Origin of the sequence: Winkia neuii subsp. neuii DSM 8576, from assembly GCF_000420405.1 — a bacterium.
Lineage (GTDB): Bacteria > Actinomycetota > Actinomycetes > Actinomycetales > Actinomycetaceae > Winkia > Winkia neuii.
Genome location: NZ_ATUW01000007.1, coordinates 100,363 through 115,241, shown reverse-complemented (window position 1 = coordinate 115,241; position 14,879 = coordinate 100,363). Strand labels below are relative to the sequence as shown.

At 55.6% G+C, this 14,879-nt stretch carries 12 protein-coding genes and 1 tRNA gene; 9 read left to right on the top strand and 4 right to left on the bottom strand.

Annotated features, from left to right (window positions below; genetic code table 11):
* Positions 1–43 precede the first annotated feature (43 nt).
* The 3 genes from G437_RS0107815 to G437_RS0107805 all read left to right on the top strand — a co-directional run bounded on the left by G437_RS0107815 (position 44) and on the right by G437_RS0107805 (position 3,171).
* Complete coding sequence (locus G437_RS0107815; RefSeq protein WP_024332005.1) at positions 44–1,354, top strand: variant leucine-rich repeat-containing protein; 1,311 nt, start codon at positions 44–46, stop codon at positions 1,352–1,354.
* Positions 1,351–2,826 carry a methyltransferase gene (locus G437_RS0107810; protein ID WP_024332004.1) on the top strand — a complete coding sequence of 492 codons (1,476 nt, stop codon included), beginning with the start codon at positions 1,351–1,353 and terminating at the stop codon, positions 2,824–2,826. The genes G437_RS0107815 and G437_RS0107810 overlap by 4 nt, the downstream gene beginning before the upstream one ends.
* A 147-nt stretch (positions 2,827–2,973) precedes the next feature.
* On the top strand, positions 2,974–3,171 hold the full coding sequence (locus G437_RS0107805) for a hypothetical protein (RefSeq protein ID WP_162138739.1): 198 nt from the start codon (positions 2,974–2,976) through the stop codon (positions 3,169–3,171).
* Positions 3,172–3,877: 706 nt separating this feature from the next.
* On the opposite strand, the gene topA is transcribed toward G437_RS0107805, so the two are convergent.
* Positions 3,878–6,631, bottom strand: coding sequence for a type I DNA topoisomerase (gene topA / locus G437_RS0107795; RefSeq protein WP_024332001.1), 2,754 nt, complete (start codon positions 6,629–6,631; stop codon positions 3,878–3,880).
* A gap of 287 nt (positions 6,632–6,918) precedes the next feature.
* Between topA and tmk the strand changes: the two genes are divergently transcribed.
* The 4 genes from tmk to G437_RS0107775 all read left to right on the top strand — a co-directional run bounded on the left by tmk (position 6,919) and on the right by G437_RS0107775 (position 10,481).
* Complete coding sequence (tmk, locus tag G437_RS0107790) at positions 6,919–7,578, top strand: dTMP kinase (protein WP_051141917.1); 660 nt, start codon at positions 6,919–6,921, stop codon at positions 7,576–7,578.
* Entirely contained in the window at positions 7,575–8,780 is a 1,206-nt protein-coding gene (locus G437_RS0107785; protein ID WP_029769463.1) for a DNA polymerase III subunit delta', read from the top strand. Before tmk ends, G437_RS0107785 begins: the two co-directional genes overlap by 4 nt.
* Before the next feature lie 3 nt (positions 8,781–8,783).
* Entirely contained in the window at positions 8,784–10,343 is a 1,560-nt protein-coding gene (locus G437_RS0107780) for an alpha/beta hydrolase (RefSeq protein WP_024332000.1), read from the top strand.
* Between the two features lie 62 nt (positions 10,344–10,405).
* Positions 10,406–10,481 (top strand) — tRNA-Thr (locus tag G437_RS0107775).
* 286 nt (positions 10,482–10,767) lie between these two features.
* Here the strand turns inward: G437_RS0107775 and G437_RS10615 are convergent.
* From G437_RS10615 to G437_RS0107760, 3 genes are all read right to left on the bottom strand, one after another.
* Positions 10,768–11,073, bottom strand: coding sequence for a type II toxin-antitoxin system RelE/ParE family toxin (locus tag G437_RS10615; protein ID WP_024331999.1), 306 nt, complete (start codon positions 11,071–11,073; stop codon positions 10,768–10,770).
* Entirely contained in the window at positions 11,070–11,342 is a 273-nt protein-coding gene (locus G437_RS0107765) for a type II toxin-antitoxin system RelB/DinJ family antitoxin (protein ID WP_024331998.1), read from the bottom strand. The genes G437_RS10615 and G437_RS0107765 overlap by 4 nt, the downstream gene beginning before the upstream one ends.
* Positions 11,343–11,725: 383 nt before the next feature.
* Positions 11,726–12,487, bottom strand: a complete 762-nt coding sequence (locus G437_RS0107760) for a TetR/AcrR family transcriptional regulator (RefSeq protein ID WP_231782304.1) — start codon at positions 12,485–12,487, stop codon at positions 11,726–11,728.
* A 29-nt stretch (positions 12,488–12,516) separates the two neighbouring features.
* On the opposite strand from G437_RS0107760, the gene G437_RS0107755 reads away from it, so the two are divergent.
* On the top strand, positions 12,517–13,779 hold the full coding sequence (locus G437_RS0107755; RefSeq protein WP_024331996.1) for an MFS transporter: 1,263 nt from the start codon (positions 12,517–12,519) through the stop codon (positions 13,777–13,779).
* Positions 13,780–14,214: 435 nt separating this feature from the next.
* Positions 14,215–14,691 (top strand): peptidoglycan-binding domain-containing protein, encoded by a 477-nt coding sequence (locus G437_RS11660; RefSeq protein WP_081638938.1) that lies wholly within the window; start codon positions 14,215–14,217, stop codon positions 14,689–14,691.
* Positions 14,692–14,879: the final 188 nt, after the last annotated feature.

The window sequence follows — 14,879 nt, the reverse complement described above, 5'->3', positions numbered from 1 at the left end:
ATCCTGATAAACTTCACATAGTTCCTATCCAGATGGAGAAGCTATGTCCCTTGAAGAAGCCCAACAGGATCTCTCGGATCCGCAGCTGGCACCCATAAGGTTGCAGCAGATCGCGGGGGAGTTCCCGCAGCTGCGCCCGCAGATTGCCTTGCACCCACAGGCCTATCCGGCCCTGCTGGAGTGGCTACAGAACCTTGGGGATCCGCAGGTGCAAAAGGCGCTCTCGCGGCGCAGAGCTTTCGAGAGGTTGGGTGGGCAGGCTGGGGGTGCTGCCGCCGCTGCCATCGAAAATGTGCCTCCCGAGGGCCCCGACCCTGACGAATCGACGTTGGAACAGGAACCCGAAAACATGCCGGCCACCCCCGCCGAGGACGAAGCTGAGGGGCAGGGTAAAGCCGAAGAGCCCGCATTTGAAAAACCGGAACCCCAGCCGGAGGTTACCTACACCCAGGTGGAAGTTCCCCGGCAGAAAGATGAGCAGGTGTCCGGGGCCGGCTCGTCTCCCGCTAACGTTGAAACTACTAGCGTGGTAGCTGGCGCGGGTAAACAAGACGCAGCGGCACCAACCGTCTCCCCACAGAAAGAACACGCAAGTAACGGCCCGGAAACTATCTCGTACACCTCCGCCTACGGTGGTCAGCAGCAAAATCCAGAAGAGACAGTTGTAATACCCAAGTTTGAACAGGACCGACTGAAGCGCGAATATCAGAATATGCCTGCGCCCTCGGCAGCGGCTAGCGCCGCTAAGAAGCCAAAAAAGTCCAAGGCAGTGCCGATCTTGGCAACCCTGCTGGCCATTGCACTAATTGTGCTCGTGGCTTCGGGGATTTTACTGTTTAAAAACTGGTCTCACAGGTCCGAACCGGCCGCGAAACAGACCCAAACTCAAAGCCAGGCGCCTAGCCAGAGCGCTGAGCCTGCTTCACCTGAACCAACAGAATCCGAAAGCCCAGAGTGGACGGACCCCAACAAGGCGCCTTTCCCGATTAGCGGGCAGTACGTGCAAGCTGGGGCATTCGTTATGCCCTCGGGAAACATTGCCTGCAAACTGGAGGGCGATACCGCCAGCTGTACTGTTTACGAAAACGACTACCGGAACGCCGGCTTCGAGAACTGCGGAGAAGGCAAAACCACCATGGTAGTAAGCGGGGACGCGGCAGCTGCGCTTCGGTGTGGCGTCGACGCGCAGACAGAATCCACCAGGCCGCTGCAATACGGCCAGACTGCCTTTAAAGATAAGGTTGCGTGCTCGGCCACCCAGGATGGGGTGAAGTGCTGGAATCTGGATTCAGGCAAATCCTTCTTTGCTAACCGCCAGGGCTGGTCTCGCGGTTCTAACGGTCAGAATCAGTGAGTCTGCGCAAGCTAGACGCGGCACTGCGAAAGTGCAATTTTTCCCCGGCGGGCTTTGCCACAGAGCTAGGGCAGGCCTGGCAGGATTGGGCGCGCGGGTTAGAATCGCCCACCCAAAGAGCGGTTTCAAAATGGTTGCAGCTGGGTGAGTTGAATGCGTTGCGAGTCGCGATCGCGTTGTTCGTGACGGGCCGTAGCGTTCCAAAAGAGCAGGTAGAAGAGTTTTTACCAGAAGCTACCTGTTTGTGTGAGGGGCAGCAGAAACTGCGCGCTCGCTGGCGCCTGTCGCCGTTGCAAATCAGCATAGACGGCAAGGACCACACCTGGTTTGTGCCTTCGGATCCGCGTTCGGTACCGGGGGTGCCGCTTCCGGCAGACCACGTGCTGGGCTTGGGCGGGGCAACGAATTCGCTCCTGGCGTGGACGCCCAGGGAACACTTCGGTACCGTCCTCGACCTGGGGTGCGGATCGGGAGCGCAGGCGTTGGCTGCCACGGCACACGCCGATTCGGTTACTGGCGTAGATATTTTGCCGCGGGCTCTTGCAGCGGCAGGCGTGGCGGCGCAGCTTGCCGGTGAACCCATTGAGCTTTTGCAATCCGACATGTTTTCGGCGGTACGGGGGCGTCGCTTCGACCTGATCGTTTCCAACCCGCCTTTTGTGATCACCCCGCAGCGGGCGCGCGAGGGCGAGCGGTTCACCTACCGCGACGGTGGGCGTGACGGGGACGATTTGGTTGCCGAGCTAATCGCAGCCCTGCCCGAGTACCTGACCGAAGGTGGGGTGGCCGCCCTCATTTGTAATTGGCAGATTACGGGGCAGTGGCGCGAGCGCTGGGACTCATGGTTGTCCCACAGCCCGCTGGATGCTTGGGTGTGCTTGCGCGAAGTTGCCTCGCCGGCCGCATACGCGAAAATGTGGTTGCGCGACGAGGGACTTATTCCCGGAACCGCCGAATACGCTGCGCGGGAAGCTCTGTGGCTTGACGATTTTGACCGCCGCGGCATTACGGGAGTTGGCTTTGGCTACGTGCTGCTACATAGGGGGCAGGGTGTCCCGGTACGCCGTTTTGAGGACGCGTTGGGCACCGACCGGGCGCCGGGCAGCGAGTTCGCCTCACATCTGCTAACGGCTTTCGCTAGAACGCGAGGGGGCGGGCTTGAAGACGCGGCTCTGAAAGAGGCGCGGTTGGTTGTGCCCCGCGACGTTACTGAGGAACGCTTTTACACGCCTGGGGCGCAGGATCCACAAGTAATCATGTTGCACCAAGGGGGCGGAGTAGGTCGCCAAATTAGGGTAGATACCGCCCTGGCAGGGCTGGTGGGCGCCTGCGATGGGGAGCTTGCCATTGGGCAGATTATTGGGGCCCTTTCGGTGCTTCTAGACGCAGATAAGGGTGAATTGGAGCGCGAATTGTTGCCGCGGGTGCGCGATTTGTACTGGCAAGGGTTCTTGCGCGAGACCGCCGGCTAGCCTGCGCGGTTTTGAGTAGAGGATTTTGAAGCTAGGGGGCTTGTTTTGTTAGAGGGCGCATTTGACACTCCTGGGCGTAGGGGTGCCTTTACTGCAGGAGCATCCTTGTGCGGGATCGCACTTGGTTGCCTAATCGGGATAATTATTATGGCGGTGCGCGCCCGGTCAGTTGCTTTCCCCGTGTGGGGAGCAATTGCAGCCAGCTCGTTTGCGGCCTGTGCGTTTGCTACGTGGAATACGTTGAGGGCGGACCCTGGCAGGGCTGGGCGTACGTTTATTGCTACAGGCGTGGCGGCATTACTAGTTTCTGTGGTATCCGCAGTGGTTGTTGCTTTAGTCTTCTAACTTTGCCGGCTTGGTAAAGCCTGCTGCCGGGTCTCCGTTTCGTGGTCTTTTTAGTTGCCTTCTTGTGCGGGCTTCAATCGGAAGATAAGTCGCGCCACGACACAGAGGCGATGACTCTCCCGGCCTGCCCCAACTCCCATGCGCGAATCATTGAATAATAATCAATAGGGGCGGCATTCTGAGGGCTGTCCAAAGTTTGCGTGAAAGATTAATAAATACTAATTAGCTATTAATGATAGATGCTCTGAAATGTGTGCGACGTGGGGGTATAGCAGGTTAAAACATTAAGGTTTGAATTGGTATCCACAAGGCGTTATTCTGGGGCGGCGCCTGGAACTGGGCGGTGTATGCCCCGATATGCGTGCGGCATCGGTGGCGGCGTGATTGGAGGTGTCGGTGGTGCACTCAAGGGAGCGGCAGACCACTGCTTCGGTTAAGTTCTATATGCTGTGCTTCATTGCGCAAGTAATTATTTTGGTTGGCAATATTTTATTGCAGTGGAGCCTCGGGGATTCATTTAAACAAGCCACACACCATTCACTAAATTATTTCATTGGCATTTTTATGGTTATTACCGTTGTGATTGGTGTTGTCGCCTTCAGACGAGCAAACGCGGGCCGCTGAGACAGGGCTCAGGGTAAGCCTCAACTTTTCGGTCTGCAGTCCAAGTCTGCTGGCGGGGCCGGTGGCCCTGCCAGCAGACTATCTATTTAGATGATTTCTTCGCAGCCGTCTTCTTGGCTGCGGGTTTCTTTGCAGTAGTCTTTTTCGCTGCAGCCTTTTTGGTAGTGGTTTTCTTAGCTGTGGTTTTCTTGGCTGTGCTCCGCTTCGTGGTCTTCTTAGTTGCCTTCTTGCGTGGGCCCTTCGCCCTCTTGTCGGCAAGCAACTGGAAGGCCCGTTCCACCTCTAGGTGTTCGATACTTTCGCCGCGCGGCACGGTCACGTTCGTGGTGCCGTCAGTAATGTAGGGTCCGAAGCGGCCATCCTTGATAACTACCGGTTTTTCGGTGGCCGGATCGGTGCCTAGCTCGCGAAGGGGCGGTTTCGCTGCTCGCCTACCGCGCTGCTTGGGCTGGGAGTAGATCTTCAGCGCCTCTTCCAAGGTGATGGTGAACATCTGCTCTTCAGTCTCTAACGAACGCGAATCCTTCCCCTTCTTCAGGTAGGGGCCGAAACGCCCATTCTGGGCGGTAATGACCTCGCCAGATTCCGGATCAGTGCCGACCTCACGGGGCAGAGACAGCAGTTGCAAGGCGTCCTCGAAAGTAATGTCCGCAAGGTTTTGAGTCTTCAGTAGCGAAGCAGTCTTGGGCTTAATCTTCTTCTTTCCAGTGCCCTGTTCCTCCTCGGGAATGACCTCGGTGACATAGGGGCCGAAACGCCCGTTCTTAGCCACGATGGTGCGCCCAGTGTCGGGGTGTACGCCCAGTTCGCGGCCGTCGTCTGCGGCAGCAGCGTACAGTTCCTTTACCTTTTCGGGGCTCAGCTCGTCCGGAGCCACGTCGTCAGGGATGGAGGCGCGCTTGCCGTCCTTATCTTCCAGGTAGGGGCCGAAACGCCCGACGCGCACGGCCACGCCCTCGCCCAGATCGATGGTGTTGACGGCGCGGGCATCAATGTCCCCTAGCGAGGAAACCGCATGCTTCAGGCCTGCCACATCCCCTGATCCGTCCGCGCCAAAGTAGAACTGGCCAAGCCATTCTTTGCGGTCTGCATTGCCCGCCGCGATCTTATCCAGATCCTCTTCCAAAGAGGCCGTGAAGTCGTAGTCAACCAAATCGGGCAGGTTCTGTTCCAACAAGCGGGTGACCGAAAAGGCCAGCCAGGTGGGGATTAGGGCCTGTCCGCGGTGTAGCACGTAGCCGCGGTCGCCGATAACGCCAATGGTGGCGGCGTAGGTGGAGGGGCGGCCAATGCCTCGTTCTTCCAAGGCTTTCACCAGGGAAGCTTCGGTGTAGCGCGGGGGCGGGGTAGTGGTGTGTTCGCGGTCTTCGTAGTCGACCTTCTTCACCTGCAGAGTGTCACCCTGGGCAAGCTTGGGTAGGCGCACGTTCTCGCCAGCGCTTTTACCGTAACGTTCCTTGTCGCGCCCTTCCTCGTAGGCCGCCAAGAAGCCGCGGTCCGTAATGACTGTGCCCGAGGCCGAAAAAGTGGCTTTGCCCTCGGAAGAGTTGGCCTCGATGCGCACGGTGGCGGTCTGCCCGCGAGCATCATTCATCTGCGACGCCACAGTGCGCTTCCAGATCAGGTCGTAAAGACGCAATTCTGCACCGCTGATCTGCCCGGCCACCTGGTCTGGGGAACGGAAGTGGGCACCCGCTGGGCGGATAGCTTCGTGAGCCTCCTGCGCGCCCTTGGACTTGGTCGCGTAAAAGCGCGGCTTGGCGGGAATCGAGGTGGCTCCGTACAGCTCGCTGGCCTGCTTGCGGGCCGCAGCAATCGCCTGCGACGACAGCGCCGTGGAGTCGGTACGCATGTAGGTGATGAACCCATTTTCGTAGAGCGTCTGGGCAACCCGCATGGTCTGGCGCGAAGACATGCGCAGTTTGCGGGAAGCCTCCTGCTGCAACGTCGACGTGGTGAAGGGCGCCGCCGGCCTGCGCGTGTATGGCTTAGTGTCCAGTTTCTGGACCGTGTACGGGGACGTTTTTTCCAGTGCCTTGCCAAGGGCAGAAGCCTGCTTCGCCTGCAACACGTGCACCTTGGCCAGCTGGGCCTTCTTCGTTAGCTGACCGTCGTCGCCAAAGTCGCGCCCGGTGGCAAGGCGATGGCCGTCGAGCTCTACCAGCTTGGCCTCGAATTCGCCCTCGTCGTTGGCTAAAGTAGCGGCAATGTCCCAGTAGGTTGCGGGCACAAATTCGATGCGCTCGCGCTCGCGGTCGACTACCATGCGAGTGGCGACGGATTGGACGCGGCCCGCAGAAGAACCGGCTTGCACTTTGCGCCACAGTAGTGGGGAAACTTCGTAACCGTACAGGCGGTCGAGCACGCGGCGGGTCTCCTGTGCGTCCACCAAGGCGGTGTCCAGTTCGCGAGTGTTGGCAAGAGCGTTAGAAATGGCGTCCTTGGTGATTTCGTGGAACACCATGCGGTATACGGGAACTTTAGGTTTGAGCACCTGCAAAAGGTGCCAGGCGATGGCTTCCCCCTCGCGGTCCTCATCAGTTGCCAGGTAGAGCTCGTCGGCTTCCTTTAGAGCTTTGCGCAACTGAGTTACCGTTTTCTTCTTGTCGGGGCTAACCACGTAGTAAGGGTCAAAGCCGCCGTCTACGTCAACGGCGAACTTTCCGTAGGGCCCCTTTTTCATGTCGGCGGGCAGGTCGGAGGGCTTGGGTAAGTCGCGCACGTGGCCTACCGATGCGAGCACGTGAAAAGACGGTCCCAAATAGCCAGCAATAGTTTTAGCTTTGGCCGGAGACTCGACTATGACTAGCTTCGAGTTCTTATCTGCCTGCGCCACTGCTTCTCCTTATATATGTAATAAAGCCAACTGCCTGAACTGTACTATGTTCCCCCGTCATATGAGCGAGTTGGCTAACGGCTTTCCCTTCACAAAGACAGAAGGTAAACCCGGCGCAGATATTACCGTTGCCAGTAACGAAGGCGCTGGTAGCGAGCGTTTTTAGGGAGTGTCAGAGAAGGTGGGGATGTGAAATGTAAAGTGGGGGATTTCACAAGTAGGAATAGTTTGTTGATATAAGGGCGAGGGCGAAAGGTGCTTTGCCGTGCGGTTGCTAGGGTGGGACCATGGCAAGTTCTGCAGGTGGCGGCGCAGCGCGAGCGCGCGGAGTTTTTATAACGTTTGAGGGCGGCGAGGGCGTTGGCAAGTCGACCCAGGTGAGGGAGCTGGCGCGCAGATTCGAAGAGGCTGGCAGGCAGGTGCTCACTACTTTCGAACCCGGCGATAGCGAGCTGGGGCGCGTGTTGCGCAAGCAGGTCATGAATGGCCCGCAAGATATTGACGCTAAAACCGAGGCGCTGCTTTACGCTGCCGACCGGGCCTATCATGTGGCTACGGTTGTGCGTCCGGCTTTGCTGGCGGGCAAGGTTGTTATCTGTGATCGCTATATCGATTCGTCTGTTGCGTACCAGGGGTCGGGCCGGAACTTGGGGCCCGAGGAGGTGCGCCAGCTTAGTGAGTGGGCTAGCTCTGGCTTAGAACCTGATGCCACTATCGTGCTGGAATTAGAACCTGCGGCGGCCAAAGCGCGTTTGGCTGAGCGGGGTGGCGCTCCCGATCGGATTGAAGGTGCCGGTGCCGCTTTCCACGCCCAGGTTAGGGCTAGTTTTGGGGAGTTGGCGCGGCAATTTCCGCACCGGGTGCGCGTTGTTGAGGGGAGTGGCACCGTAAGTGAGGTGACAGATAGGGTGAGCGCCGCCCTCGTCGAATTGGGGGTGCAATTGTGAGCGTCTGGGATCAGCTGGTTGGCCAAGAAGAGCAGGTACAGGTACTGCAAAAGGCTGCTTTGTCGGCTCGGCGGTCGGTGCAAACCCGCGCTAGTGGGGCCGAGGACGGGGGGCGGCAGATGGCGCACGCTTGGCTCATTACCGGGCCTCCGGGGTCGGGCCGTTCGCTTGCTGCAAAGGCGTTTGCGGCGGCTTTGCAATGCGAGGGCGAGCCGGTGGGGTGCGGCAGGTGTGCTGGGTGTACGCAGACTATGGGAGGTACACATCCTGATGTGCGGTATTTGCGTACCGAGAAGGTGGTTATTTCTATTGACGAGGCCCGCCAGCTTATAGGGGTGGCTTCTCAGGCTCCCTCGCAGGGGAAGTGGCGGGTTATTGTGGTTGAGGATGCCGATCGCATGGTTGAGCGCACCTCTAACGTGTTGCTCAAGGCTATCGAGGAGCCTCCTGCTCACACCGTGTGGTTGTTGTGTGCGCCTAGCCCCGAGGACATGATTACTACTATTCGTTCGCGTTGCAGGGCGTTGAATTTGCGGGTGCCTCCGGTGCGGGCTGTGGCGGAGTTGATTGTGGGGCGTGATGGGGTTGACCCCAAGGTTGCCATGTCCGCGGCGAGGGCGGCGCAGTCTCACATTGGATTGGCGAAGTATTTGGCTACCGACCCGCAGGCTCGTGAGCAACGGCGAAAGACTTTGCTTCGCCCTGCCAGGGTGCGTTCTGTTGCTGATGCGGTGTTTGCGGCTGGGCAGATGGTCGATTTGGCTAAGGCTGAGGCCGAACGTCTGACCTCCACTAAGGATGCGGCAGAGCTGGGGGAGTTGAAACGTTCGCTGGGGTTGGATGCGGATGCGAAGGTTCCTCCTGCTTTGCGTGCCCAGGTTAGGCAGTTGCAGGAGGAGCAAAAAAGGCGGGCTACTCGGGCGCTGCGCGACCAGTTGGATCGGGCGATGACAGATTTGATGTCTCTGTATAGGGATGTCTATGCCAGGCAGGTGGGCGCCGACGTCGATTTTGTAAATGATGACATGGTTGACGTGATTGCTGATCTGGCAGGTCAGATGGATCCGGCGGGTACGGTCGCGAAGATGGAGGCTATTGATGTGGCTCGGCGTCGGCTCGCGCAGAACGTTACTCCCGTGGTAGCAATAGAAGCGATGTGTGTGGCATTGAGGCCGCATTCTAAGCCAACCCCATGGGAGTGACTAATGGTTAGACGGACCGGCAAACTGCTAGCAGCTGGTTTCGCCGTGGCTGCCCTTTTAGGCGGATGCGGTTTAGGGCAGAGTGATCAGCCTTCCCGGCAGGAGCGTCTGGAGCAAAAGCAATCTGCGCCCGACCCGCAGTTGCAGAAGTTCTACGATCAACGCGTCAAATGGGCAAAATGCGACCGGTCTGTTACTACGGACAAGGAATTGGAGTGCGGCAAGGTCGAGGTGCCGCTTGACTATGCCAACCCGGCTGGGCGTACTTTGCAGCTGCAGATGGCACGCAAGAAGGCGGACTCGTCTAGGCCGCAGGGTTCTTTGTTTACTAATCCGGGCGGGCCTGGCCAGTCTGGGGTAGAGTCCCTTTCAGGCCTCGTGAATGGCGCTATCGGTAGGCCTGTGCAGAAGGTCTACGACGTGGTCAGCTTTGATCCGCGCGGGGTGGCGGCTTCAGCTCCCATCCGCTGTTCTACCGATGGGCAAAAGGATCAGTGGCGTTCACAAGATCCTACGGGTGATCCAGAAAAAGATAAGCAGCAGGCTAAAGAGCAGTCGGCCCAGTTTGGCAAGCAATGCCTTGATAAAGATGCCGACCTGGTACGGCACATGGATACCCTGTCTGCGGCAAAAGATTTGGATGTGATGCGGGCGGCGGTAGGCGATAAGAAGCTCAACTACGTGGGTTATTCTTACGGCACGCTGCTTGGTTCTACCTACCTGGGCGAGTTCCCCAAGCAGGCAGGGCGCATGGTGCTTGACGGGGTAGTGGACCCGAAGGCGGACATGGCTGATTTGTCGTTGGGGCAGGCTGAGCATTTCGAGAAGTCGTTGGCTAAATTCGCTGATGAGTGCGGCGATTATGCCAATTGCCCTTTGAAGTCGAAGAACGCTAAGGGGCGTCTAAAAGAGATTGACTCTTTTTTGAAATCCTTGCGTGGCAATCCGCTGCGCACAGCCCAGGCTGATCGTCCGTTGACTCAGTCGTTGGCAGTTGAGGGCACGGTTGCGCCGCTGTACAACTATGAGTCGTGGCCAACTTTGGTTGATGCTTTAGACAGAGCCATTAGGTTGCACGACGGGACTCAGCTGCAGTACTTGGCTGATTTTTATGCTTCAAGGCATTCGGATGGCAAGTATGCCGACAATTCGTTTGATGCCATGAGCGTAATCAACCAGTTGGATTACCCAATAGTTGGCGATCCGCAGCAGTGGGATCAGCAGGCGAAAAAGCTCGACCAAGTCGCCCCGATCATTGGCGCAACGTTCAAGTACGGGCCCTACGCGGCGCAGGCTTCCCCAATAAAGCCTGCCGGCAACCCCGAACCTACTTTCGAGGGCGTCCCCAAGGTGGTTCTGATTGGCAATAAGAATGATCCTGCTACCCCGTATAAGTTTGCGCAGTCGCTGCATAAGCAGATCCCTGGCTCTTCGCTGATAACGCTGGATTCGTGGAACCATTGTGGTTACACGGGCATTTCGAAGTGTGTTAGCAAGGCAGTCGAAGGCTACCTAATCGAGGGCGAACAGCCGAAGACAGAAGTTAGCTGTAAGTTGGACTGAGCGATTGGCGCCACATTGGTTTGATTTGCAGGTGAAAGCTTAGGTAAGCTTTTTCCTGCTGCGCCACCTTAGCTCAGTCGGTAGAGCGATTCACTCGTAATGAATAGGTCGCGGGTTCGATTCCCGCAGGTGGCTCCACATAGACGCTGGATTTGATAGGTAGGCGTCTCGTAGCTCGACAGCATCGTGATCGTTCAGATCCAGGAACAACTTCGATAGCGGTAATAACGTTTTGGTGCTCGTTCGCCTCATGCTAGGCAATAACTTGAATGATTAGTTGGCTTGAATTGCCCATCGAACTTCCCCTTGTTACAGACACTATCTCGTAAAAACGTATATTTCATATACTCGAAGATGGGCATGTCATCTCGCTATTTGTAGGCGGTTTTGAACTTGGCAAGTTTTGCCCGCTTGGAACCGCCACTTACCGGTGAAACAGTTCGTCGTGGGATCCGGTTCGCTGAAAATAGGCAAACTCGCCGTCAGTCTTCCAGATAACTAACCAGTTGCCAGCATTCGCAACGTGACACTCGTTGCTGCCATCCCATTCGCCAGAGAGCCTGTGCATCCGATGCCTGCGTTTTAGGACTCCAATAGATTCCTGTGTGTTCTCTAGAACCAGGTCGATAACAGATTCCAGTTCTGCAAGGTCCCATTGCCGTTTGGTGGCTTTCTTTTTCAGGTCTCTGCTGAATGTCGAAGTGAATTTCGCCTGTAGGCGCCTGCTCATGCCAAGGCTGCTTCGATGAGGTCGTGGCCAGTCGCATAACTTTCGCTGCCGCCTGAGGCAATCATTTCCTGAGTCTCACGGATAGCTTGAAGGCTCTCCTCATTTGGACGCTTGTAATCGAAAGACAAAGGAATCGAGTTGGTATTCACCATTTCCGTGAAGAATGCCCGCACGACGGACGATAGATCGAGCCCGTAGGATTCCACGACATTTGCCGCCCCATCCTTCAACCCACTATCAAGACGGATAGTCAGACTACTTGACGCCATTTCTCCTCCAGCCGTTAACTGCACTCACATTTTATTACGCTTGTCAGTGCAACAGCAAGCGCATAGACGCCTCATCTGACCACCACTCAACACCGATAATTCCACCCCTATGGCAATACCCATTAACGGAAGGTCAAAATCGCACCCCTAGGTCGACCCCAAAGTAAAACTAGCCGAGGTTTGAAAGCAAAAGCTGCCGCGCTGCGGGCGACGACTTCTACTAAATCCACGCCAGAAATAACTAAAACCGCTAGTCGGGGAGACTTGTAGAGAAGCTGGGCTTTTGATCATTTCCGACGTCTTTGTCTCCACTCTTACGGCGGTAAATAGTGCTAAACGCAATGCAGCTGCACTGAGATACTACTGCGATAGTGCGCGGTGAATTATTTTTCTTTTTCTTTGGGTAAAACGGTGCTTTCCAGCCCTGCTAAAAGGGCTCTTACCATGGTGTCGAAGTACTCCCGGCTTATCTGTTCTTCGTGTTTAGGGTTTGTTAGGGGCAGTAGGTAGTTATCGAGCATGTAGGTTAGTGCCTCAGAGTTCGCAGCTAGAGGTTGAATCTGGGTCACGGTACGCTCCAGGTCATGCCGTTCACTCACGCGGGTGTGGCTGCGCAGATTACGAGCTGCAATGATCCATAGAATTGTATTGATGATCATTGTGTAAGCCTGAGCAATGTGGCGGCGAAATCCTGCTTCGCGCAGTTTTTTGAAGGAGGCTTCAAGAATCGGCAGCATTTCGGCGCTAAAATTGCCGCGCATCATCCTTTCGGTTGCGCCCGGGTGCTCCAGCAATACTGGGCGAGCATTTTTAGCCAAACCTATAAACCACTGCTTCCACTCTAAGCTTTCGTCAGGAAGGGTAATGGACGCAACTAAATCAGCTATTACGGCGTCAACTACCGCGTCTCTATTGGCGAAATAGTGGTATATCACTGAAGGAGCAACTTCTAGCTGTACTGCCAGATCGCGAATAGACCAATTATCCAACCCATTTTCGCGGGTTAGAGTTTTTGCCGCTCGGCGTATTTTTTCTTGGTTCAGGCCGACTCGTCTGCCTGTGTTTCCGGTCTTAGCGCGCATGACAACAGCATAGCGGGCCAGCACGTTGACAGTACTAGAACACTGTTCTAGTATTTGGTTCATTCATTTCCAGTCTCTAGAAAGGAACCTACATGTCTGATGCAACCGCGCAGGTCAAACAAAGGGGTGCGGAAGGTGCAAACCGCATCCCCGGCATTTTGCCGCTTTTTATGGCGACATTGCTGGCGTATATGGGGCAAATGATTCTAAATCCGATAATCGCGCCGCTCTCGCGCGAAATTGGGCTCAAAGAGTGGCATATCGGGGCAACGATCTCATTGGCCGCAATCGTGCTCGCGCTTACCTCTACAGCTTGGGGGAGGATTTCTCTGAGGCGAGGAACGCGCTCAATTTTGGTTGCGGGTATGGCCGGTGCAGCCGTGTCACTGTCGGGTTTCGCTGTGGTGGCTTGGTTCGGATTAAAAGGTGTGCTTACGGGGGGCGCTCTAGTTGCTGGGGTAGTGCTTACTAGAGGGTTTTTCTATGGCGGTTCAATCGCTGCGATTACTCCGGCCGCCCAGACCTACATTGTCACTCATACGTACAGCGAGGCTCAGCGCGTCAAAGGTGTAGGTATGCTTGGAGCGGCTCAAGGCTTTGCCACGATCTTGGGGGCACTAGTTGGCGGGAGCTTAGCGGCCTTCGGGGGATTTATGTTGCCTTTGGTGGTGATGCCGGCCATGATTGCGGTGGCAGTAGTGGTGTTACTTGCAACATTTAAACCCACTCACGGTAAGGGACAGGTTGGTAAACCGGCCAAAGTTAGTTATTTTGACGCCAGAATCTTCGCCTTTCTGGCATGTGGATTTTTGATGTTCACGGTATTTTCTACGTTGACCACAGTGTGCGGATTTTTGTTACAGGACGCGTTGCGTCTGAGCGCAGGCGAAACCGCCGGATATACGGCATTGTGTATGACGGTAATGGGCGTGGTAATGATTATTGCCCAAGCAGTAGTTGCGCCCAGATTGGGCTGGAGTGCGGTGCGGCTGTTCCGTAGAGGGCTTGCGATTTCTCTCGTAGCGGTGGCGCTGCTAATTCATCCGACACATTTATGGGTATTCGTAGTAGCGTGCGTTTTAGTGGGGATCGGTTCAGGGCTGGCCATGCCGGGGTATAACGCCGCGCCTACACTTCGGATGGAGTCCCGCGAACAGGGAAGTGTGGCCGGACTTATCAACGCTAACAATGGTGCCGCATACGTGTTAGCGCCGGTGGCGTCAACTGCCTTGTATGGCGTAACAGCGTGGATGCCGATAGCGGTGTGCGTTGTGCTGTTGGGGTTGGGCCTCTCGGTGAGTCTGCTGCACCCGACGTTTAGGCAAGAGGGCGTCTCTGGCACCAAAAATAGCTAGTAGTTCTGCGGGACGTTAGCAGCTAGGTGCAGTTGGCTTGCTTAGGGTTATCCTTGGCGTTGTTGTACCTAGCTGCTATGCGTTAAGCGTTCTGCCGAATTATTTATTAAAATAAAATGAAATATTTTAATGGAAAAGTTGGGATCGGAATCATATTAACCTCCCGTTGTGGATGAGTGTTGTTGCAGCTCATATGGATAATTCTAGTGCGCGCAAAGTATTGGACGTGCTAACGCGTAGTTGGCATGGGATGAGATACGGGTAGGCGGCGGGAGAAAGATTAAAAGAAAATTAGATTTCTATAATGTAGCGTACATCTGATGTTTATATCTAATTAACCCCTAAAACGTAGTAATAGGGTTTCTGTGATGGTAGGCTCAGTTGTGGCGCGACGGTGCGCCGTTCCATGGATCGACTATAAGAGGGGTTCCTCGTATGTCAAAAAAAACAGTTCTTCAACTAGCAGTAACAGTCTCACTGCTGGCACTGATGCCAGCTACCGCAGCAGCAGGTCCCATGAGTAGCTCTACTGCCAGTACGTCCGTGTCTACTATTAGTTCTCAGCGGGTGTTAAGTGCTAGAGGTAAATGCTGGGGCAGAGTCAGTAAACCAATCACCGTTGGAGGTGAAGTATGGGCTCCCGCTACCAGGAACGGTGGCTCGGTAAATTGTTATTTAGAAGTGGATCAAATAAACCATAATTATGCTGTACGTGCCCTGCAATATTCGCTGAAATATGGGGAACGTATATCGTATGTATCTATTGATGGGTATTACGGTCCTTCTGTTAGAAGAGCTATTAGTAGAACTCAGAATATATACGGGCTTGCGGCGGATGGTGTTTATGGGCCTGCGACCGGGTCTCGCATGTTGTGGCATCATAATTTCTACGGAAATGGGCGCTGGAAGTAATGGCTGATTAGGTGGGCGTCATGATGGTGGCGCCCACCTGCTATCTTTATTTAGGTTTGTATTTATGCGTTCAATAAAGGCGGCAATTCTCTGTATTTGTTTAGGGCTTGCGCTATCTGGGTGTAGTTCTGGCTCAAGTAAAAATGCAAATGGTAGTGAGAGCAGTAAAAATTATCGTATTTCTACGG

Coding starts and splice junctions, on each gene's coding strand:
- G437_RS0107765 (WP_024331998.1), bottom strand. CDS start 11,342: ATGGCGTCAAGTAGTCTGACTATCCGTCTTGATAGTGGGTTGAAGGAT.
- G437_RS11660 (WP_081638938.1), top strand. CDS start 14,215: ATGTCAAAAAAAACAGTTCTTCAACTAGCAGTAACAGTCTCACTGCTG.
- G437_RS0107780 (WP_024332000.1), top strand. CDS start 8,784: ATGGTTAGACGGACCGGCAAACTGCTAGCAGCTGGTTTCGCCGTGGCT.
- G437_RS0107760 (WP_231782304.1), bottom strand. CDS start 12,487: ATGAACCAAATACTAGAACAGTGTTCTAGTACTGTCAACGTGCTGGCC.
- G437_RS0107805 (WP_162138739.1), top strand. CDS start 2,974: ATGGCGGTGCGCGCCCGGTCAGTTGCTTTCCCCGTGTGGGGAGCAATT.
- G437_RS0107755 (WP_024331996.1), top strand. CDS start 12,517: ATGTCTGATGCAACCGCGCAGGTCAAACAAAGGGGTGCGGAAGGTGCA.
- G437_RS10615 (WP_024331999.1), bottom strand. CDS start 11,073: ATGAGCAGGCGCCTACAGGCGAAATTCACTTCGACATTCAGCAGAGAC.
- tmk (WP_051141917.1), top strand. CDS start 6,919: ATGGCAAGTTCTGCAGGTGGCGGCGCAGCGCGAGCGCGCGGAGTTTTT.
- G437_RS0107815 (WP_024332005.1), top strand. CDS start 44: ATGTCCCTTGAAGAAGCCCAACAGGATCTCTCGGATCCGCAGCTGGCA.